This window comes from Mycobacterium sp. GA-0227b (genome assembly GCF_001499855.1).
In the GTDB taxonomy this organism is placed as follows: domain Bacteria; phylum Actinomycetota; class Actinomycetes; order Mycobacteriales; family Mycobacteriaceae; genus Mycobacterium.
The window spans coordinates 1-19,864 of sequence record NZ_LQIK01000008.1 but is presented as its reverse complement, the minus strand read 5'-3'; the positions used below and the strand labels follow the sequence as shown (position 1 = coordinate 19,864).

Sequence of the window (19,864 nt, the reverse complement as noted above, 5' to 3'; positions counted from 1 at the left end):
ACGCCTGGCGACGCCGTCCCGCAAATCCGACAGCCGACCGTCGATCTCGACTGCGCCCCGAACCCCACACTCCGATCAGCCAACGCCAACACAGTCAGCCGATTGCGGCATCCCGGATGCCCTAACCGCACCAGACGGTGGACGCTTGACCAGCGGCCAACCGAGGTCCACTGTTCCGTATAGGCCGGTCGAACGTGTGCCGGCCAGGAAGAGGGGCTGATGAGCATCGACGACGAGCCCGACACCACGCTCGAGGACCTCCGGGGCGACTTGGCGCACCGATACAAGTGGACGCCCAGCAGCGGCGCCTCGGTCGACCCCGCGATCGTCGACGCCGACATGGCGGCCCTCGACAACGACGGCTACGTCATCTGGAAGAACCTGCTCAGCGCCGACGAGTGTCAGCAGATCCGCGACGCCGTCGGACCGTACCTCGCACATCCCGGCCGCAATTCGTTCGAGGGACGGCGCACCCAACGCGTCTACAGCGTGCTGAGCAGGACGCGGGCATGCGACCGGCTGGTCGATCATCCGCGGGTGCTGGCGGTCCTCGACCGGCTCCTGATGGCCAACTATCTGCTGTCGGCACTGCAGGCCATCAACATTCAACCCGGAGAGTCGGCCCAGCTCGCTCACCACGACGACGGGTTCTACCCGATCCCGCGACCGCGACCGCCCTTGGCCGCCGCCACGATCTGGGCGATCGACGACTTCACCGCCGACAACGGCGCCACGGTGCTCTACCCGGGCAGCAACCGCTGGGGCAAGCGTCGGCCCGGGCCAGACGACCCCGCGCTCCCCGTCGTCATGCCGGCCGGCTCCTGCGTCCTCTTCGTCGGCACCCTCTGGCATGGCGGCGGCGCCAACACCACCGCCCAAGCGCGGCTTGCCGTCACCGCCCAGTACTGCCAGCCATGGCTGCGACCGATGGAGGCCTTCACCCTTTCAGTCCCTCGCGACATCGCCCGTACGGTCTCCGCCGACATTCGCCGCATGATCGGCTACAGCATCCATCCGCCGTTCGTCGGCGCCGTCGACGGCTTGCACCCGCAGCGTCTGCTCGACCAGCCGTAGCCGCGGGAGGCATCCCGACAATCGGCATCACCCTTGCGCCGCAACCCATTTGGTGGTTAAGCACTGGATAGCCGACGCCCGCCTGCCGCCTCCTAGGCTCGAAATTGCGCGTAGGGCTGTTGCGCGCCGCTATTCACGACCCTCAGTGCAATTTCGACGCTAGGACGCCAGGACGCCCTAAGGCCAGCACGCCAGGACGCCGGGACGCCAGGACGTCAGGCCGGCACGAACCGCACCGCGACGTAGCGCTCCCGGCGCACCAGTTCGGTGAACTCCTCCACGGTCGGAATCCCGTTGTCGCGGAACTTCAACCCCATCATGGTCTGCGCCCGCTTTGCGCCGTAGGACTGCGCGCACCGGTGCGAGAGGTCGGCGACGGCGCCAGGATCCGTGATCAGCTCACCGCGCATCGTCGTCATCCGGCCATCGACCAGCACATCGGCGATCGCCCCGTCGTGGAAGTTGTTCTTCCACGGCGCGCTGGTCAATGCGTAAAGGTCGCCGTCGATCCGGTGCGCGCTCACCGGAATCGAGTACCTTCGACCCGACTTCCGCCCGGTGACGTTGACGACCATCATCTGCTTGCGTAACGACCCCGCCAGCGGACTGCGCAACAACCGGCCGATCACCGGATTGACAGCCCGCAGCACCGCGGCAGGCGGATGCGAGATCGTCACCGCCTGCGATTGTTCTGCCATCCGCTCACGGTATTCCGGGTCGCGTGCGGCCGCCGCCGGAACGGCGCTACAACGACCCGAGGTCGTCGGGCACGTCGACCGCGTACTCCCGCAGCGCCTCCAGCGGGACCACCTCGAGCGTGCGCTCGTGCGTCGACGCCAGCACCACCGGCGCGGCGAAGCCGTCCTGATGGGCCTTCAACCAGTTCACCGCGGTGACGCACCAGCGGTCGCCCGGTTGCAGACCGGGAAAGCGGTACTCCGGACGCGGTGTGGACAGGTCGTTGCCGATCGAGCGTTGATGGCGCAGGAAGTCGGCGGTCACCACGGCGCAGATCGTGTGGCTGCCGAGGTCCTCCGGACCGGTCGAGCAGCAGCCGTCGCGGTAGAAACCGGTCATCGGGTCGGTGCCGCACGGCTGCAGCGGCTCGCCGAGCACATTGAGTTCAACCACAAGTCGTCCAAGTTCCGCTGGGGTCTTAAGGTATTCAGTGATACCTCAACATATTCAGCTGGCGTGTGAACGGACAGAGGAGCATCCGGCATGGCCGCGCTCAAGACTGGCGACGCATTCCCCGACGTCGTGGTGACCGCTGTCGTCTCGACCACCTCGCTGGCGGCCGACGCCGAGGACACCTGGCAGCAACTCCAGGAGGGCCGAAGCGGCATCCGGCCCCTCGACAAGTGGTTCATCGAGGAGTTCGACTCGCCCGTGCGCATCGGCGGGGCCATTCTGGAGGATCTCGACGAACAGCTCGGGCGGGTGGAGCGGCGCCGGACGTCGTACATGCAGAAGATGTCCACCGTCCTGAGCCGCAGGCTCTGGGCGGCCGCGGGCGAGCCCGAGGTCGACACCCGACGGTTGTCGGTGTCGGTCGGGCTGGCGTTGGGCAGCACGGAAGAGATTCCGCTCCAGCACGACCTGTGGCGGCAGAAGGGCCTGCGCGCTGTCTCTCCGCTGACGATTCAGATGTACATGCCCAACGGCGCGGCCGCCGCCGTCGGATTGGACCGACAGGCGAAGGCGGGCGTGATATCACCGGTGATGGCCGACGCCTCGGGTGCCGCGGCCATCGCCCTGGCGTGGCGACAGCTCGTCCTCGGTGAGGCCGACATGGTGATTTGCGGGGGCGTCGAGACCCACATCGAGGCAGTGCCGGTCGCGGCGTTCTGCATGCAAGAGCTGCTGTCGACCAGTAACGACGACCCGGCCGGCGCCTGTCGCCCGTTCGACAAGCACCGCGACGGCATGGTGTTCGGCGAAGGCGGCGCGCTGATGCTCATCGAAACCGAGCAGCACGCCAAGGCGCGGGGGGCGCAACCGCTGGCCCGGCTGATGGGCGCAAGCATCACCTCCGACGGCTACGACATCGTCAAGCCCGACCCCGACGGCCTGCGGGCCGGTGACGCGATCACCCGGGCGATCGAGTTGGCCGGACTGACACCGACGGACATCGACCACATCAACGCGCACGCCACCGGGACCGTTTTCGGTGATCTGGCCGAAGCCCGCGCCATCCGTAACGCGTTCGGTGACCACGCCCCGGCGGTCTATGCACCGAAGGCGGCCCTGGGGCACTCTCTGGGTTCCGCCGGCGCCATCGAGGCGGTGCTGACGGTCCAGGCGCTGCGCGACGGGGTCATCCCGCCCACGCTCAACCTGAAAGAACCAGACCCCGAGATCGACCTTGATGTCGTCGCCGACAACGCCCGCAGCGGCGACTACCGCTACGCGATCAGCAACTCGTTCGGCCTCGGCGGCGACAACGTGTCGCTTGCGTTCGGCGCTTACTGAGCCTTCGTGAGCGTGAACTGCCCGACGTAGCTGACGTTGCGCTGGAAGAAGTCCGAGCACCCGACGAGGTACTTCATGTACCGGTCGTAGACCTCCTGCGACGTCACCGCGATCGCCTGGTCCTTGGCGGCCTCCAGTTTCTCCGCCCAGGTGTCGAGCGTGCGGACGTAGTGCGGGGTCATCGTGTCGAGTTCCTCGACGGAAAAACCCGCGTTGCCCGCGTACTCGTAGACGTCCTCGTCGCACGGCACCGCGCCGCCGGGGAAGATCTCCTTGGCGATGAACCGCATGAACTTCAAGTCCGACATCACGATCGGAATCCCCATCTCGGGCCAGCGCTTGAGCGGGTGTCCCATGATCGTCTGCAGCACCATCCGGCCGTCGGCGGGCATCAGCCGGTAGCACGTGTCGAAGAACGCCTTGTACTTCGACTTGGGCCACGCCTCGAACGCCTCGATGGAGACGATGCGGTCGACCGGCTCGTCGAACTCCTCCCAGCCCTTGAGCAGCACCCGCCGCGAGCGGTCCGTCTCGACCGCGTCGAGGATCTCCTGGCCGAGCGCACGTTGATTGCGGCTGAGCGTCAGCCCGACGACGTTGACGTCGTAGGTCTCGATCGCGCGCTTCATCACCGAGCCCCAGCCGCAGCCGACGTCGAGCAGCGTCATCCCCGGCTGGAGGTCGAGCTTGCGAAGCGCGCGATCGATCTTGGCGATCTGCGCCTCTTCGAGCGTCATGTCGTCACGCTCGTAGAACGCACAGCTGTAGGTCCGTGTCGGATCCTGGAAGAGACCGAAGAAATCGTTCGAGATGTCGTAGTGCGCTTGAACGTCCTCGTACGCCACCTTCATCGTCGTCCCCGAACTATCCGACATCTTCGATTGGCCTCCTATGCGGGTGTTACGTGACCCCGACGACCGCGTAACGACCAACTTATATATCGCACTTTTCGTAAATGGGCTAAGCAGCCGCCTTCTCACACGTGAACTGAGCGACGTCGGTGTAGCCCTCGCGGAAAAGGTCTGCACAACCGGTCAGGTATTTGCGGAAGCGCTCGTAGATCTGCTCCGAGGTGATCGCGATCGCCTCGTCCTTTTTGGCCTCCAGGTTCGCTGCCCAGGTATCGAGCGTCTTGACGTAGTGCGGCTGCAGGTGCTGTTCGCGGGTGACCGTGTAGCCGGCCTTGTTTGCGTGTTCCCGCACCATCGACGCCAGTGGCAAACGTCCACCGGGGTAGATCTCGTCCATGATGAACTTGATGAATCTCACGCGGGACATGGTCAGCGGCAGGCCCTTGGCCTTGATCTCCTCATCCTCGGGAATGATGATCGTGTGTAGCATCATCACGCCGTCGTCGGGCAGCCAGCTGAACGTCTTCTTGAAGTAGTCGTCGTACTTGTTGAAGCCGAAGTGCTCGAACGCGCCGATCGACACGATCCGGTCGACCTTGCCCTCGAATTCCTCCCACGGCTGCAGCCGGACTTCCATCTTCCGGTCGCTCTTGAGCTTGGGAAACCAGTAGTCCTCGATGTGCTGCTTCTGGTTCTCCGAGAGCGTCAGGCCGATGACGTTGACGTCGTACTTCTCCACCGCACGCGCGATCGTCGAGCCCCACCCACAGCCGATGTCGAGCAGCGTCATGCCCGGCTGCAGGCCGAGCTTGCTGAGGGACAGGTCGACTTTGGCCCGCTGGGCCTGCTCGAGCGTGTAATCGTCGCGCTCGAAGTAGGCGCAGCTGTAGGTCTGGGTCGGGTCCTGCCACAGCTTGAAGAAGTCATTGGAGATGTCGTAGTGGAACTGGACTTCGTCCTTGTCCGAGCCGCGGGTTTCCGATGCGGATTTCGACAGCCACTTCGACTGTGCCTGTGGTGCCGAGCTTTGCTTTGTTCCTGATGTTCCTGTCACGGTCCGCCCTTAGATGCAATTGAGGGATCGACTGGCCAACTATCGCGCAGGCTGTTCGACACGATGTGTCGACATTACCTCCACTGCTCGGTCCGTCGGGCAGTGGAGGACGCTCGACACCAGGCTAAATTTTCCCGTTTCTGGTCATCCAGCGCATCACCTGCCAGCCGGCGAACACCGGCAGCCAGATCGTCAGCACCCGGTAGAGCAGAACCGACGGCACGGCCACCGCGGCGGGCATGCCGAATGCGGCCAATCCGCCGATCAGCGCCGCTTCGACCGCGCCGATACCGCCGGGCGTCGGCGCCGCCGAGGCCAGCGTGCCGCCGATCATCGTCACGACGGTGACGGTGACGAACGAGGTGTCGCCGCCGAACGCCTCGATCGCCGCCCACAGCGCGAACGCGTTGCCGAGGGTGGTCGCCGCGCACCCCGCCATGATCACCGCCAGCCGCCGGGGCTCGCGGGCCAGCGCGACGAGGTGGCCGATCATCTCCTGCAGTCGCGGCCGCACCGCCGTCGCCAGCCAGTGGCGCAGTTTCGGCACCAACAGGAACGTGCCGATCAGCCCGAGCAGCACACCGCCGATCAGGTACAGCAGCGTCGCGTTCGGGACGAAGCGGGACAGGTCGGCCGATACGCCCGCGGCGGTGGAGAAGAAGATGAGCAGCCCGAGGTGGGTGATCACCTGGACTGACTGCTGCAGGGCGACGGCGGTGGTGGCGCGCATCGGGCTGACGCCGCCCTTCTGTAGATACCGGGCCGACAGCGCCAGCCCCCCGACTCCCGCGGGCGTCGTCGTGGCCGCGAACTTGTTCGCCACCTGCATGACGACCAGACCACGTAGGTTCACCAGTCCGTCCGCGCACGCCCAAAGTGCCGCCGCCGCACCGAGATACGTCAGGCTCGACGCGGTCAGGCCCAGCAGCGCCCACCACCAGTTCGCGGTGCGCAGTTCGGTGATGAACGTCGGCACCGAACTGATGAACGGATAGGCGACGTAGACCAGCGCGGCGAGCAGCACCAACTGGATCACCTGGCTGCGGGTGAACCGGGTGACGGTCTCGGTGCGAATCTCGTCGACGCGGGTCTGGCGCTTCACCTCATCGCGCGCGGCGGAGATCACCGCCTTGGCGTCTTCGACGGAATGGCGGATGCCCGGCGACATCGCGGCCGAGGTCAACCGTCGCGACGCGGTCAGCACGGTGTCCTTGCCGAACGCGTCGATCGCCGCGCGCACCGCCGAACTCGCGTCGTAAAGGTGCGTCGTCGTCACCAGCAGCTGAGCGATGTCGGTGCGCAGCTGGGCGTCGGTGGCGCCGTACTCGGCGTAGTCGAACCCGCCGAACAACACGGTGTCTTCGTCGACGGTGATCTCGCTGCTGCGCAGGTCGCCGTGCGAGATCTGGCAGTCGTGCAGTTCGCGCAGCGATTCCCACACGCGCCCGACGGGTATCGACTCGACGCACTCGTTGATCGGTATCCCGCGCGGTGGGGTGTGCGCGTACAGCGTCCAGCCCCGGTCGAGCGCGGCGACAGCGATCGTCGAGGTGTTCGCGATCTTGAGCTCGCCGATCGCGATGGCCATCAGCGCGCGGTGTTCGACGAGGCGGCGCATCGACGCATGCAGCGGCGCGGTCTCGCGGTCGCGCAGCCGCACCTTGCGCCACAGCTGCAGCAGCACACCGCCGCCGCGCTGGTGTGGGCCGTACAGCTCCATCACCGCCGTCGACTGCTGCTCCTCGCAGGTGGCGTTGAGCAGCAGCGGGCCGGCGCCGGCCGGCCGCACCACCTGGATGCTGGAAACGACGCACCCGCGGCGGGCCATCGCCCGCACGGCGCCGTCGAGCGGCACCTCCAGCCCGGGCGTGCCCACGACGAGCACGACCAGCGCCCCGATCAGCCAGCCGACGGCCAGCCCGAGCAGCGAGCGGGCCGGCACCACCGCGCTGATCATCAGGTGAATCGGCACGAACGCCAGCAGCAGCGCCCACCACCAGCGCCGCCAGCGGGTCGGCAGCCACGGCCCCGACACGGTGAGCACCGCGGCGAGCATCGCGATCCAGCGGGGGTCGTCGACGAACTGTGAGGAGAACGTGTCGAGTCGGCCGGACAGATCGAAGTGCCACCGCGGCGCCGTGAGTCCGAAGCCGCTGATCGACAACGCCAACCCTGCGATGGCGGCGGCCGCGGCGTAGGCGCCGAGCAGTTTCCACTGCCGCGACAGGATCAGGCCGACGAGGATCACGAACGGCAGCGCGACGATCGCGATGCCGTAGACGAGGTAGACCAGGTCCGCCTGGGTCGGGGTCAACACGGCGACGATCTCGGAGATCGAGCGTTCCAGCGCGACCCACTCGTTGCGGGTGATCAGCGAGCTGGTGACGACGACCGCGAGGAACAGCGCGGCGAGCACGACGCGGACGATGTCGTTGGTCCGCCTCGTCAGTGGCTGCAGCAGGCTGCCCGAGACGGTGATGTCCCGCCCGTCAACGCGCATGAGTCAACGATCTTCTCCGGTTGGGGGCCACGTCGGTAGCGACCCGCCGACAACTTAGCCCGTGTCCAGTGCCGAGGAGCCATTCCGTCGAGCGCGTTGCGGACGTACTCTATTAGGCATGAGTCCAACAAAGGAGTCGGCACTGCCGCCGGGGCCTCGGCTCCCGTCGTTCGCGTTGCTGTTGCTGATGATGCGGTGGTGGACGCCGATCGTGTCGATGTGCCAGCGCCGCTACGGCAAGGTCTTCACGCTGGCCAACTCCATGGTCGGCCCGATGGTCTACCTCGGCGACCCGGCCGACATCAAGACCGTGTTCGCCGGTGACCCATGTATCTACCATGCGGGCGAGGCGAATTCGATGCTTTCCGGCCTGCTCGGGGACAGCTCGGTGTTGGTGATCGACGAGGACGTGCACCGCGAGCGCCGCCGGCTGATGATGGCGCCGTTCCACCGCGACGCCGTCGCGCGTCAGGCGGATGTGATGGCCGAGATCGCCGCGGAGAACATCGCCGGCTGGCCGGTGGGTAAGCCGTTCGCGGCGGCGCCGAAGATGTCGGAGATCACGCTCGAGGTGATCCTGCGGACGGTGATCGGCGCCAGCGACCCGGAGCGGTTGGCGGCGCTACGGGAGGTGATGCCGCGGCTGTTGAGCGTGGGGCCGTGGGCGTCGCTCGCGATCGCCAAGCCGAAGCTGCTGAACCACCGGTTGTGGAAGCGGTTGCGCCACAACATGGCCGAGGCCGACCGGCTGCTGTATGCGGAGATCGCCGACCGCCGTGCCGATCCGCACCTCGCCGACCGCACCGACGCGCTGGCGATGCTGGTGCGGTCCGGTGTCGACGAGGGGGCCGGCATGAGTGACCGGGAATTGCGCGATCAGCTGATGACGCTGCTGGTGGCCGGCCACGACACGACCGCGACCGGGCTGTCGTGGGCGCTGGAGCGGTTGACCCGCCACCCGGATGTGCTCGCAAAGGCGGTGCGCGCGGCGGAATCCGGCGATGAGGAGTACCTCGACGCGATCGCCAAGGAGACGCTGCGGATCCGTCCGGTGGTGCCCGACGTGGGCCGGACGCTGACCGAGCCGGTGGACATCGGCGGGTACCGGCTGCCCGCAGGCGTTATGGTGGTGCCGAGCATCTCGCTGGTGCACGACAACGCCGACATCTACCCCGAACCCGACCGCTTCGATCCGGACCGGATGATCGGCGTGACGCTGAGCCCGACCACGTGGCTGCCGTTCGGTGGCGGCAATCGGCGTTGTCTGGGTGCGGGATTCGCGATGGTGGAGATGCGCGTGGTGCTGCGCGAGGTGCTGCGGCGCGTCGAGTTGGCGACGACCAGCGCGGCGGGCGAGCGGCAGAAGCTCAAGCACGTGATCATGACGCCGCACCGTGGCGCGCGAATCACCGTGGCGGCGAGGAAGATTGCCGGGCCGACGACGGCGGGTCAAGGTGAATCCCGACCCGCCACCGCCGACACGTCATCGGCTACGTAAGCCGCTCAGGGGATGTCGGTGGCGGGCACGCCGCCGCAACCGACGCCGGGAATGCAGCCTGCGGCGCCCTGCGGTCCGGCCGCGCCGGAGGGGCCGCCGGGAATCGCGCCTGCCGCGCCCTCGGGTCCGGCCACGCCGCCCGGTCCGCCGGGAATGGTGCCGGCGGCACCCTCGGGTCCGGCCACGCCGCCCGGTCCGCCGGGGATGGCGCCGGCCGCGCCCTCGGGTCCGGCCACGCCGCCCGGTCCACCCGGAACGGCGCCGGCCACAGCGGGCGCGCCGGGCGGAGGCGGCGGAGGCGGCGGGACCCAGGCACCGGGCATCGGAGCGGGCGCAGGGGCGGGAGCCGGCGCTGGTGCGGGAGCCGGCGCAGGTGCGGGGGCCGCGCAGCTCGTGCCGTCAGGGTCGACACAGCCCGACAAGCCACCGGTCGGAAGGAACGACGGCGAAGCGAAGCCTACGGGCGCGGCAGCGATCGCGGCTGCGGCCGCGCCCGCCACGAAGAGCGGTGAAAACTTCGTCACGTTGATCAACATGCCGGTGCTTTTACCACCAGCGTCAATCCTCAAACATCGTCTTTTTCCGCGAGCGCGCCCGGCAGCAGCGTGTCCGCCCGCCGGCCCGAGCCGTCGATCAGCGGCAGCGTCGTTTGCTCAGCGTCGCTGGCAAACATGAGGTAGCTTCAATCGACACACGATGCGGGGTTGGCCGCTGTCGAGGGGCTAATAGAGACGGTGGATGCGACGCCATTCGGGCATTACCAGCTGCAGCAGCTGATCGGCCGCGGAGGAATGGGCGAGGTCTACCGCGCCTACGACACCAGAACCGATCGCATCGTCGCGCTGAAGGTGTTGCCGCCCAGCATGGCCGCCGACGAGACGTTCCAACAGCGCTTCCGACGCGAATCGCAGGCCGCCGCCGGGCTCAACGACCCCCATGTGGTGCCGATTCACGGTTTCGGCGAGATCGACGGCCGGCTCTACCTCGACATGCGGCTCATCGAGGGCAGCAACCTCGGCACGGTCCTCACCGACACCGGTAAGGCGATCGACACGGCGCTGGCGGTCAAGGTCGTCGAGCAGGTCGCCACGGCGCTGGACGCCGCACACTCGGCGGGCCTGATCCACCGCGACATCAAGCCGTCGAACATTCTCATCACCGAGCGCGACTTCGTCTACCTCATCGACTTCGGGTTGGCGCGCACCGCAGGTGAGAAGGGCCTGACGACCGCCGGCAGCACGCTGGGGACGATGGCGTACATGGCCCCTGAGCGCTTCGAGGGCAAGCCGGTCGATGCGACCGCCGACATCTATGCGCTGGCCTGCGTGCTCTACGAATGCCTCACCGGTGTGCGGCCCTATCCGGCCGACAGCCTCGAGCAGCAGATCGCCGGCCACATGACCAAGGAGGTGCCCAAACCGTCGGCGGTCGACCCGCGGTTGGCGGCCTTCGACGAGGTGAACGCCAAGGGCATGGCCAAGAAACCGGCCAAGCGCTACCAGAAGGCGGGTGACCTGGCCGAGGCCGCGCGCCGGGCGCTCAACGCCCCGGTGCGCACCGCGGGCAGCGGCCGACACCAGGCCCGACGGGCGCCGGCGCGCAAGCCCCGGGTGTCGCGGCGGGTGCTGGCGGTGGCCGGGTCGGTGGTGCTGGTGGCGGCGCTGGGCACCTTCGGCGTGCTGCAGTGGCGCGGCGGCGCCGATCGCAACGACACGAAACCGGCCGGCGTCGAAGCCACGACGGCGACGCCGACCGCCGCGCCCGGCGCCGTAGAAGCGATCGCGTCGACCGTGCCCGAGGAGATCCGGTCGACGGGCCGGCTCGTCATCGGCGTCAACACCCCTTATGCGCCAAACGAATTCAAGGACGCCACCGGGCAGATCGTCGGCTTCGACGTCGACCTGATGAACGCGGTCGCGCGGACGTTGGGCTTGGTGCCGGAATACCGCGAAACCGCGTTCGAGGCGATACTGCCGTCGGTGCGCGCCGGCGACTTCAACGTGGGCATGTCGTCGTTCACCGACACCAAGGAGCGCGAGGAGTCGGTCGACTTCGTCACCTACTTCCGGGCGGGCACGCTGTGGGCGCAGCGCGCCGGGTCCGGACTCACCCCGGCCGACGCGTGCGGGCTGCGAATCGGCGTCTCGTACGCGTCGCTGCAGGAGACGGAGGAGATCCCGGCCAAGAGCGCGGACTGCGTCGCGGCCGGGTCGGCGCCGATCGACAAGGTCGTCTACGTCACCCAGGACGATCTCAACGCGGCGCTGATCAACGGCGAGGTCGACGCCATGGCCGCGGATTCCCCGGTGACGGGGTTCGCGATCAAGACCTCGGGCGGGGCCTTGGAAGCCGCCGGTGACGTGTTCAACTCTGCGCTCTACGGCTGGCCGGTGGCCAAGGGCTCGGGGCTGGCCGAGTCGCTGCGCCAGGCGCTCGTCCACCTGATCTCCACCGGCGAGTACCGCACGATCGCGCTCATGTGGGGTGTCGAGAAGGGGATGATCTCCACGCCGCAGATCAACGGGGCCACCCGCTGAGCATCGGCATCCGCACCGCCGGGTGTAGCCTGGAAGCAGACCTTCTCCGGTTAGCAGCCATCGAATCCCTTCGAAAGCCGATGAGCCTGCGATTCGACACCGCGCGACACGTTCGACATCGTCCGCCGCGGAACGTAACGAAGGACTTGCTGCATGCAGTCGTACGACCTGTTCTCCCATCCCCAGAAACCTGAATTCGTCTCCAGTCAGGACGATTCCGCCGAACCCGTGACCAACCCCGAGTTCTCCGATCGCCCCGACCGGGATCCGTCGGCAACCACACGCCCCGCATGAAGTTCGGCTGACTGGGTCGGTAAAGCCAGTCAGCGCACCACGATCGAGTGCTGTCCACGCAGCACCAGTTCACCGATGACCGGCGCACCCGGGATCTCACCGGCGATCAGCAGACCGCCCGACGTCTGCGCGTCCGCCAGCAGCAGCGCCTCGTCCTCGTCGACCGCTGTCAGGTCGACGTGCGGGGCGACCCAGTCGAGGTTGCGCCGGGTGCCGCCGCTGACATAGCCGGCCGCCAACGCATCCCGCGCGCCGTCGAGGTAGGGCACCGCGGTGCTGTCGATCACCGCGGTGACGCCGCTGGCGCGGGCCAGCTTGTGCAGATGGCCCAGCAGCCCGAAACCCGTTACGTCGGTTGCGCATTCGATACCGGCCGCGACGGCTGCCTGTGCGGCGTCGGCGTTCAGCGCCGTCATCACCTCGACGGCCGCGGGGAACGTCTCGCCGGTGTTCTTGTGCCGGCTGTTGAGCACCCCGACGCCCAGCGGCTTCGTCAACGACAGCGGCAGCCCCGCCTTACCGGCGTCATTGCGCAGCAACCGATTCGGATCCGCGATACCCGTGACGGCCAAACCGTACTTCGGCTCCGGATCGTCCACGCTGTGCCCGCCGGCCAGATGACAGCCCGCGGCCACGCACATGTCCATGCCGCCGCGTAACACCTCTGCGGCCAACTCGAACGGCAGCACGTCGCGCGGCCAGCCGAGCAGGTTCACCGCGACGACCGGCCGTCCACCCATCGCGTACACATCCGACAGCGCGTTGGCCGCCGCGATCCGCCCCCAGTCATAGGCGTCGTCGACCACCGGGGTGAAGAAGTCCGTCGTCGCGATCAGCGCGACCCCGTCGTCGATGCGCACCGCCGCCGCGTCGTCGCCGTCGTCGAGCCCGACGAGCAACTCGCCGACCGGATCCCGCGGCGCGGCGTGGGTCAACCCGCGCACGACGTCCTCGAGTTCGCCGGGCGGGATCTTGCATGCGCAGCCGCCGCCGTGCGCGTACTGGGTCAGCCGGTAGGTCGTCTGCTCGGTCACGGCCTCCATGCTGCCTGGCATGATCGGGCGGTGGGTCAGGGAGGCGTATCCGGTCTGGTGACCGGCGCGGTCTTCAAAATCGCTGAGCGGCAGATTCTGTCGCTGGCGGGTTCGATTCCCGTCCGCCTCCGCCACGGTCCCTCGGTGATTTCGGTGTAGCCGGTCGCGCTCACCGCGACCAACTACACCCGAATCGCGCTCGCTCAGCCCGGGTCCGCGTCCCACACCACCAGCCCGTCGTCGCGGATCCGCGCGCCCTCCGACGGCGCGTGCGCAACCACCCGGCCGTCGTGCATGAGGTGCCCGACCGGCACCGAAAGCCTCAGCACCGCCACGTCGGCGACGATTCGCCGGTGACAGCGCCACCACACCGACTCGCTGCACATCATCGCGGTGTGCTGCCGTTTCGACTGCTCGACGAGGTCGCCCAGCGCGTCGGTGAATTCGTCGGTGCGGGTGTAGGCGGCGTAGGCGGCGAACTGCTTGACCCGCCACCACGGGTCCTCGGTCTCGGTTCCGGCGGGCAGGCTCCGGCGCCCACCTAGCCGCTGCTCCCAGCGGTAGTCCAGCCCCGCCTCCCGGGTCCACGCGGCGATCGCGGACGTCTCCACGTCGGGGTTGTGCCTGCTGTTCGGGTAGCGGCGGATGTCGACGAGCGCTTCGATGCCCGCCCCCTTCAGCAACTGCGTGAGCGCTGATCTGTCCAGCGCGCCGTGTCCCACCGACGTCAACATGTGATCGGTGTACCCGATCGCGGCCATGGGCCATGATGGCCTCATGCGAGTTCGGCGCGCATGCGTTTGCGATTTCGGTGTACACAGTTGCGGTCAGCGCAACCAACTACACCGAAATCGCCGGGTGGCCCGATGACCGACCCCCGCCGGCGCGTGCCGCGCACCGACGTCCTGCTCGCCGATCCGCGCCTCGCCGAGGCGTCGCGGGTGCTCGGCCGTACGTTGGTGAAAACCGTTGTCGCACAATCGCAACAGCGTGCGCGATCCGGTGAGATCGCGCCGGAGCGGGTCGCCGACGACGCGGTCGCGGCACTGCCGACGAGTGCGGCCACACTGCGTCCGGTGATCAACGCGACCGGCGTCGTCGTGCACACCAACCTCGGACGGGCGCCGCTGTCGCAGGCCGCGGTCGACGCGATCGTCACCGCGAGCGGCGCCACCGACGTCGAGTTCGACCTCCAGACCGGTCGCCGGGCCCGACGCGGTCGCGGCGCGCTCACCGCGCTGGCCCGAGCGGTCCCCGCCGCGGACGGCGTGCACGTGGTCAATAACAACGCCGCCGCGCTGCTGCTCGCCGCGATGACGCTGGCGCCGGGCAAGGAGATCGTCGTCAGCCGCGGCGAGCTCATCGAGATCGGCGACGGCTTCCGGCTGCCCGAGCTGCTGGAGTCGACCGGTTCGCGCATCCGCGAGGTCGGCACCACGAACCGCACCCACCTGCGTGATTACGCGGACGCGCTCGGGGCCGACACTGGCTTCGTCCTCAAGGTGCACCCGTCGAACTACTCGGTTACCGGGTTTACGTCGACGGTCGGCACTCGCGAGCTTGCCGGTTTGGATGTGCCGCTGGTCGCCGACGTCGGTTCGGGCCTGCTCACCCCGCATCCGCTGCTGCCCGACGAGCCCGACGCGACCACGATGCTGCGCGACGGCGCCGACCTCGTCACCGCGAGCGGGGACAAGCTGCTCGGCGGGCCGCAGGCCGGTCTGCTGTTCGGCGACGCCGAGCTCATCGAACGGCTGCGACGACACCCGGCGGCGCGGGCGCTGCGCGTCGACAAGCTGACCCTCGCCGCGTTGGAGGCCACGCTGGCCGGCCCGCCGACACCGGTCGCGCAAGCGCTGGACGCCGACATCGCCGACCTAAGGGCGCGGGCGCAGCAGCTTGCCGCGCAACTGCCCGGCGCGGAGGCGGTCGAGTGCATCGCCGCGGTCGGCGGTGGCGGCGCTCCCGACGTCTCGCTGCCGAGCGCCGCGGTCAGCCTGCCCGAGTCCTACGCCGCGCCGCTGCGCACCGGGACGCCCGCGGTGGTCGGCCGGCTCGAAGCCGGCCGCTGCCTGCTCGACCTGCGCACCGTCGCCGCCGATGACGACGGCGTGCTGGCCGAGGCGGTGCTGGCGTGTACGTCGTAGCCACCGCGGGCCACGTCGATCACGGCAAGTCCACGCTCGTCGAACGGCTCACGGGCATGTGGCCGGACCGGCTGGCCGAGGAGCGGCGCCGCGGGCTGACCATCGACTTGGGGTTCGCCTGGACGACGCTCGACGGGCGGGAGATCGCGTTCGTCGACGTGCCCGGCCACGAGCGGTTCGTCGCGAACATGCTCGCCGGTGTCGGGCCCGTGCCGGCGATCGTGTTCGTCGTCGCCGCGACCGAGGGGTGGATGCCGCAGTCCGACGAGCATCTCGACGCGCTGCGAGCGCTCGGGGTTCGGCACCTGCTGGTGGTGATCAGCAAGGCCGACCTTGCCGATCCCGCCAGCGCGATCGCGCAGGTGCGCGAGCGGCTGCCCGATGCGCCGATCGTTCTCGGCACTGATCTGAATGCTGTTCGCACACATCTTGTTTCGCTTGTCGACGGGCTGCCTCTTCCCGACCGCGACGCCGACGTGCGGCTCTGGGTGGACCGCTCGTTCACCGTCCGGGGCGCGGGCACGGTGGTGACCGGGACGTTGGCGGCAGGCACGTTGCGCGTCGGCGCCGAACTCGAGCACACCGGACGACGGGTCACGGTCCGCGGCCTGCAGTCGCTTGGCCAGGACCGCTCGGAGGTCGGCGCCGTCGCGCGCGTCGCGGTGAACCTGCGCGGTGTCGACCGCCGGCACATCGGCCGCGGCGACACCGTCCGGACCCCGGGTGCGTGGCTCGACACCGCCGAGATCGACGTGCTGCTGAGGGAACCCAGTGAATCGCACCGACTGCACCCGCAGCTGGTGCTGCACATCGGGTCGGCGGCGGTGCCGGTGCGCGTTCGGCCGCTCGGCACGGCGGGCGCCCGGCTGCGGTTCGCGCGGCCGCTGCCGTTGCGGGTCGGCGACATCGGACTGTTGCGCGACCCCGGTGAGCACCGCATCGCCGCGGGTATCGAGGTGCTCGACGTGTGGCCGCCGGCGTTGCGGCGTCGCGGCGCGGCCCGCGAACGGGGCGAGGAGCTGGCGACCGGACGCGTGCGCCGGCCGCCGTGTGCCCGCGTTGACGAGTTGCGCGCCATGGGTTTTGACACCGGCGGCACGTGGGTGGGCGAGTGGGTCGTCGACGACGGCTGGTGGGCGCAGCGGCGGCAACAGATGATGACGGCCGTCGCACGGTGGTCCGCCGAACACGACGTCGCGGCGGGCATGCCGTTGGAGGCGCTGCGGCAGCAGGCGGGTCTGCCTGCCGGCGAACTGCTGCCCGCCCTGCTGGCGGGCACGGACTTGCAGGCCGTCGACGGGGTGGTGCGCCGGCCCGGTGCGGGGCTGCCGGCGCGCGTCGAGAAGGCGGTGCGGACGGTGGAGGAGTGGCTGGCCGCCGAGCCGTTCCGCGCGCCGGAGGCCGACGAGCTGGCCGACCTCGAGCTGGGACCGCGCGAACTCGCGGCGGCGATCCGCGCGAAGCGGTTGACCAAGATCGCCGACGGTGTGGTGCTCGGCCCGGACGTATTCGACCGTGCCGCAGCGGTTCTCAACGCATTGCCGCAGCCGTTCACCGTCGCCGACGCCAAGCGCGCGATGAACACCACCCGCCGGGTCGCGGTGCCGCTCCTGGAAAGGCTCGACGCGCTCGAGGTCACTCGCCGCAACGAAGATGGCACGCGCTATACCTAGAACTGCTAGGCTAGCGGCGCTATGTATATCGACAAGGATCTGGTGGCGGCCTCGGCGACGCCGCTTGTGCTGGGCATCCTCGCCGACGGTGAGTCCTACGGATACGCCATCTTGAAGCGCGTGCAGGAGCTGTCCGGCGGACGGATCCAATGGACGGACGGAATGCTGTATCCGCTGCTGCATCGGCTCGAGCGCCTGGGATATGTGACGGCGTCGTGGGGCGTCTCCGACAGCGGGCGTCGCCGTAAGCATTACGCGATCACCGACGCCGGTCGAAAGATGCTCGCCGAGCGGCGAACTCAGTGGGAGACGGTGGCAGGCATGCTCGACCAGGTATGGCGCAGCGTCCCGCTACCTCCTCCGACGGCGCAAGGATGGGCGTGATGGACTCCGACGCCGCATTGGAATCGCAGATCGGCCAGTGGCGCGGTTACGTCGAGCGGCATCGGGCGATCTCGGCCGCCGACGCCGACGAGATGGAAGACCACCTGCGCAACCAGATCGCCGACCTGTCCTCCGCCGGCCTGATGAGCGACGAGGCGTTCCTGGTCGCGGTGAAGCGCATGGGCAACGTGCACAGCATCTCCCGCGAGTTCGCGCAGGAGCATTCCGACCGGCTGTGGAAGCAATTGATCTTGACGGCCGAACCGGGTGCCGATGGGCGACAGCGGCGAAGCGAGCTGTTCGTCGTCTTCGCGCTCGCGCTCGGCGGGGCAGTGGCGCTCAAGGTCGGATCGGCCGTGCTCACCGACGAGGTGTTCGCCCGCAATGCCGGTCTTTTCGTGCTTCCGTTCCCGATCGGCTATTTCGTCTGGAAGCGCCGGCTGAGCTTGCGCCTGGTCGCGGCGCTGACGCTGCCGTTCGTCGTGGCGGCCGTCGTGCTCAACGTGTACCCGTTCGATCCGGATGGCGCGACTGCGGTGATCGCCACGATCCACGCGCCCATCGCGTTGTGGTTCGCCGTCGGCTTCGCCTACGTCGGCGGAAAGTGGCGATCCGACCGGCGGAGAATGGATTTCATCCGGTTCACCGGCGAGTGGGTGGTGTACCTGACCCTGCTCGCCCTCGGCGCCGGCGTGCTGATGGCGCTGACGGTCGGCGCGTTCGAGGCGCTCGGCACCGATGTCGAATGGGCCATCGAGGACTGGATCGTGCCGATCGGCGTGGCGGGCGGGATCCTCGTCGCCGCATGGCTCGTCGAGGCCAAGCAGAACGTGGTGGAGAACATCGCGCCCGTGCTCACCCGGGTGTTCACCCCGCTGACCACGATCATGCTGCTCGTGCTGCTCGCGTCGTTCATCGCGGAGGGCAGCTTGGTCGACGTCGACCGGAACCTGTTGATCCTGATGGACCTCATCCTGGTTCTCGTTCTCGGCCTGCTGCTGTACGCGATCTCCGCCCGGGACCCATTGGCGCCGGCGGACCTGTTCGACCGACTGCAGCTCGTGCTCGTGCTCAGCGCGCTGGCGGTCGACGTGCTGATGTTGGTCGCGATGCTCACGCGGATAGCGGAATTCGGCTTCACGCCGAACAAGGTGACCGCGCTCGGCCTGAACCTGGTGCTGCTGGTCAACCTGTCGTGGTCGGCATACCTGCTCGTCGGCTTCCTGCGCAGCCGGCGCGATTTCGCGACCATGGAACGCTGGCAGACCCGGTACCTACCCACGTTCGGAATCTGGGCGGCGCTGGTCGTTCTCGTCATTCCGCCGGTGTTCGGATTCGCGTAGCGACTCCAGGTGCATAGGTTTGGCCGCCCAGCACGCGGGTAGCCGCCTCACTCGAGGAGGGTGACCATGGCTGATACCGGCAATATCGTCGACGACATCATCACCGACCATCGCGAGTTCGAAAGCGTCTTCACCGAGATCGAAACCGGCGGCGACCCGCACAGCCAGCCCGATCTCGTCGAGCACGTGATCGCCGGCATCGTCCGGCACGCCGTCGCCGAGGAGCAGTACCTCTATCCGGCCGCCAGAAGCGTGCTGCCCGACGGTGACGAGCTCGCCGATCACGAGCTGAAAGAGCACGCCGAGGCCGAGGAGATCATGAAGGCGATCGAAAAGGCCGGCAGCGACGACCCCGAGTACGACGACCTGGTCCGCAAACTCATCGGCGAGATCCGCCACCACATCGAGGACGAAGAGAACGACATGCTTGCCGAGCTCCGCGATTCCTGCGCGCCCGAGGAGTTGCACGAGCTGAGCGGGAAGTTCCAGCGCGCCAAGGCAATGGCGCCGACACGGCCGCACCCGCTGGCGCCCGATCATCCGCCGGCCAACAAGCTCCTCGCACCGGGGGCCGGCCTGGTCGACCGAGTGCGTGACGCCCTCAGCGGGCGCAACACCTGACGCCTACCGCTGCGCCCGGATCACCTGCACCAGGCTGAACTGCCACCGCTCGACCAGCCGGAAGCCCATGTCGTGGGTGACAGCGAACGCGCGGGTGCCGCCGAACAGCGGGCCGGGCGGAATCGCCACTCCCTCTTCGCGTTTGGGGGCGCCCGGGTCCGCTTGCGTGATGATCCAGACGGTCGCGCAATGCTCGAGCGGGCCCACCGACGCCTCGGGGATGAGGTTCGTGTCGAACACGTCGTGGGTGTCGACAGCCCGCTGCCACAGGCTGACGTCGACCACTCCGCGGAAAGCGTCGGGGCGAGCGGCCATCAGTGGTCGCATCGGCGCGGGATGAAACGTCACGGTGTCGTTGACCAGAAGACAGTCGCCCGCGGCG

General features: G+C 68.5%; 17 protein-coding genes, 1 tRNA gene and 1 pseudogene. 10 read left to right on the top strand and 9 right to left on the bottom strand.

Annotated features, from left to right (window positions below):
* Positions 1 to 219 precede the first annotated feature (219 nt).
* Positions 220 to 1,074, top strand: coding sequence for a phytanoyl-CoA dioxygenase family protein (locus AU185_RS08610; protein ID WP_059101206.1), 855 nt, complete (start codon positions 220 to 222; stop codon positions 1,072 to 1,074).
* Positions 1,075 to 1,289: 215 nt separating this feature from the next.
* Here AU185_RS08610 and AU185_RS08605 read toward each other — a convergent pair whose 3' ends face one another.
* Together AU185_RS08605 and AU185_RS08600 are read right to left on the bottom strand one after the other, a co-directional pair.
* Positions 1,290 to 1,772: a hypothetical protein gene (locus tag AU185_RS08605; RefSeq protein WP_059101207.1), complete on the bottom strand. Its 483-nt coding sequence runs from the start codon at positions 1,770 to 1,772 to the stop codon at positions 1,290 to 1,292.
* A 46-nt stretch (positions 1,773 to 1,818) separates the two neighbouring features.
* On the bottom strand, positions 1,819 to 2,205 hold the full coding sequence (locus AU185_RS08600) for a DUF2237 family protein (protein ID WP_059101208.1): 387 nt from the start codon (positions 2,203 to 2,205) through the stop codon (positions 1,819 to 1,821).
* 90 nt (positions 2,206 to 2,295) lie between these two features.
* Here AU185_RS08600 and AU185_RS08595 point away from each other — a divergent pair, with 90 nt between their 5' ends.
* Positions 2,296 to 3,546, top strand: a complete 1,251-nt coding sequence (locus AU185_RS08595; protein ID WP_059101209.1) for a KasA/KasB family beta-ketoacyl-ACP synthase — start codon at positions 2,296 to 2,298, stop codon at positions 3,544 to 3,546.
* Here the strand turns inward: AU185_RS08595 and AU185_RS08590 are convergent.
* From AU185_RS08590 to AU185_RS08580, 3 genes are all read right to left on the bottom strand, one after another.
* Positions 3,540 to 4,421, bottom strand: a complete 882-nt coding sequence (locus tag AU185_RS08590) for a cyclopropane mycolic acid synthase family methyltransferase (protein WP_172800378.1) — start codon at positions 4,419 to 4,421, stop codon at positions 3,540 to 3,542. The two genes, AU185_RS08595 and AU185_RS08590, sit on opposite strands and share 7 nt — an antisense overlap.
* 85 nt (positions 4,422 to 4,506) lie before the next feature.
* Positions 4,507 to 5,451 (bottom strand): cyclopropane mycolic acid synthase family methyltransferase, encoded by a 945-nt coding sequence (locus tag AU185_RS08585; protein ID WP_059101211.1) that lies wholly within the window; start codon positions 5,449 to 5,451, stop codon positions 4,507 to 4,509.
* Between the two features lie 124 nt (positions 5,452 to 5,575).
* Entirely contained in the window at positions 5,576 to 7,951 is a 2,376-nt protein-coding gene (locus tag AU185_RS08580; protein WP_059101212.1) for a lysylphosphatidylglycerol synthase transmembrane domain-containing protein, read from the bottom strand.
* Between the two features lie 118 nt (positions 7,952 to 8,069).
* On the opposite strand from AU185_RS08580, the gene AU185_RS08575 reads away from it, so the two are divergent.
* On the top strand, positions 8,070 to 9,449 hold the full coding sequence (locus tag AU185_RS08575) for a cytochrome P450 (RefSeq protein WP_059101213.1): 1,380 nt from the start codon (positions 8,070 to 8,072) through the stop codon (positions 9,447 to 9,449).
* 5 nt (positions 9,450 to 9,454) lie between these two features.
* Here AU185_RS08575 and AU185_RS08570 read toward each other — a convergent pair whose 3' ends face one another.
* The gene (locus tag AU185_RS08570) at positions 9,455 to 9,985 is read right to left on the bottom strand and encodes a hypothetical protein (RefSeq protein WP_059101214.1); all 531 of its coding nucleotides are present in this window, start codon (positions 9,983 to 9,985) and stop codon (positions 9,455 to 9,457) included.
* Between the two features lie 198 nt (positions 9,986 to 10,183).
* On the opposite strand from AU185_RS08570, the gene stpK7 reads away from it, so the two are divergent.
* A complete protein-coding gene (gene stpK7 / locus AU185_RS08565; protein WP_059101215.1) occupies positions 10,184 to 11,986 on the top strand; it encodes a serine/threonine protein kinase StpK7 in 1,803 nt (600 codons plus the stop codon).
* 323 nt (positions 11,987 to 12,309) lie between these two features.
* Here stpK7 and selD read toward each other — a convergent pair whose 3' ends face one another.
* Positions 12,310 to 13,323 (bottom strand): selenide, water dikinase SelD, encoded by a 1,014-nt coding sequence (selD, locus tag AU185_RS08560; protein ID WP_059156966.1) that lies wholly within the window; start codon positions 13,321 to 13,323, stop codon positions 12,310 to 12,312.
* A gap of 30 nt (positions 13,324 to 13,353) precedes the next feature.
* Between selD and AU185_RS08555 the strand changes: the two genes are divergently transcribed.
* A tRNA-Sec gene (locus tag AU185_RS08555) sits at positions 13,354 to 13,448 on the top strand.
* Positions 13,449 to 13,517: 69 nt separating this feature from the next.
* Here the strand turns inward: AU185_RS08555 and AU185_RS08550 are convergent.
* Positions 13,518 to 14,048 carry a DUF488 domain-containing protein gene (locus tag AU185_RS08550; protein WP_059101489.1) on the bottom strand — a complete coding sequence of 177 codons (531 nt, stop codon included), beginning with the start codon at positions 14,046 to 14,048 and terminating at the stop codon, positions 13,518 to 13,520.
* A 132-nt stretch (positions 14,049 to 14,180) separates the two neighbouring features.
* Between AU185_RS08550 and selA the strand changes: the two genes are divergently transcribed.
* The 5 genes from selA to AU185_RS08525 all read left to right on the top strand — a co-directional run bounded on the left by selA (position 14,181) and on the right by AU185_RS08525 (position 19,482).
* The gene (selA, locus tag AU185_RS08545) at positions 14,181 to 15,461 is read left to right on the top strand and encodes an L-seryl-tRNA(Sec) selenium transferase (RefSeq protein ID WP_059156959.1); all 1,281 of its coding nucleotides are present in this window, start codon (positions 14,181 to 14,183) and stop codon (positions 15,459 to 15,461) included.
* A complete protein-coding gene (locus AU185_RS08540) occupies positions 15,449 to 17,134 on the top strand; it encodes a selenocysteine-specific translation elongation factor (protein WP_059101217.1) in 1,686 nt (561 codons plus the stop codon). Before selA ends, AU185_RS08540 begins: the two co-directional genes overlap by 13 nt.
* A 21-nt stretch (positions 17,135 to 17,155) precedes the next feature.
* The gene (locus tag AU185_RS08535) at positions 17,156 to 17,518 is read left to right on the top strand and encodes a PadR family transcriptional regulator (protein WP_059101218.1); all 363 of its coding nucleotides are present in this window, start codon (positions 17,156 to 17,158) and stop codon (positions 17,516 to 17,518) included.
* On the top strand, positions 17,518 to 18,861 hold the full coding sequence (locus AU185_RS08530; RefSeq protein ID WP_059101490.1) for a permease prefix domain 1-containing protein: 1,344 nt from the start codon (positions 17,518 to 17,520) through the stop codon (positions 18,859 to 18,861). The genes AU185_RS08535 and AU185_RS08530 overlap by 1 nt, the downstream gene beginning before the upstream one ends.
* A gap of 66 nt (positions 18,862 to 18,927) precedes the next feature.
* A complete protein-coding gene (locus tag AU185_RS08525; RefSeq protein WP_059101219.1) occupies positions 18,928 to 19,482 on the top strand; it encodes a hemerythrin domain-containing protein in 555 nt (184 codons plus the stop codon).
* Between the two features lie 3 nt (positions 19,483 to 19,485).
* Here AU185_RS08525 and AU185_RS25300 read toward each other — a convergent pair.
* A pseudogene (locus AU185_RS25300) lies at positions 19,486 to 19,864 on the bottom strand (glycosyltransferase family 39 protein); the annotation flags it as partial.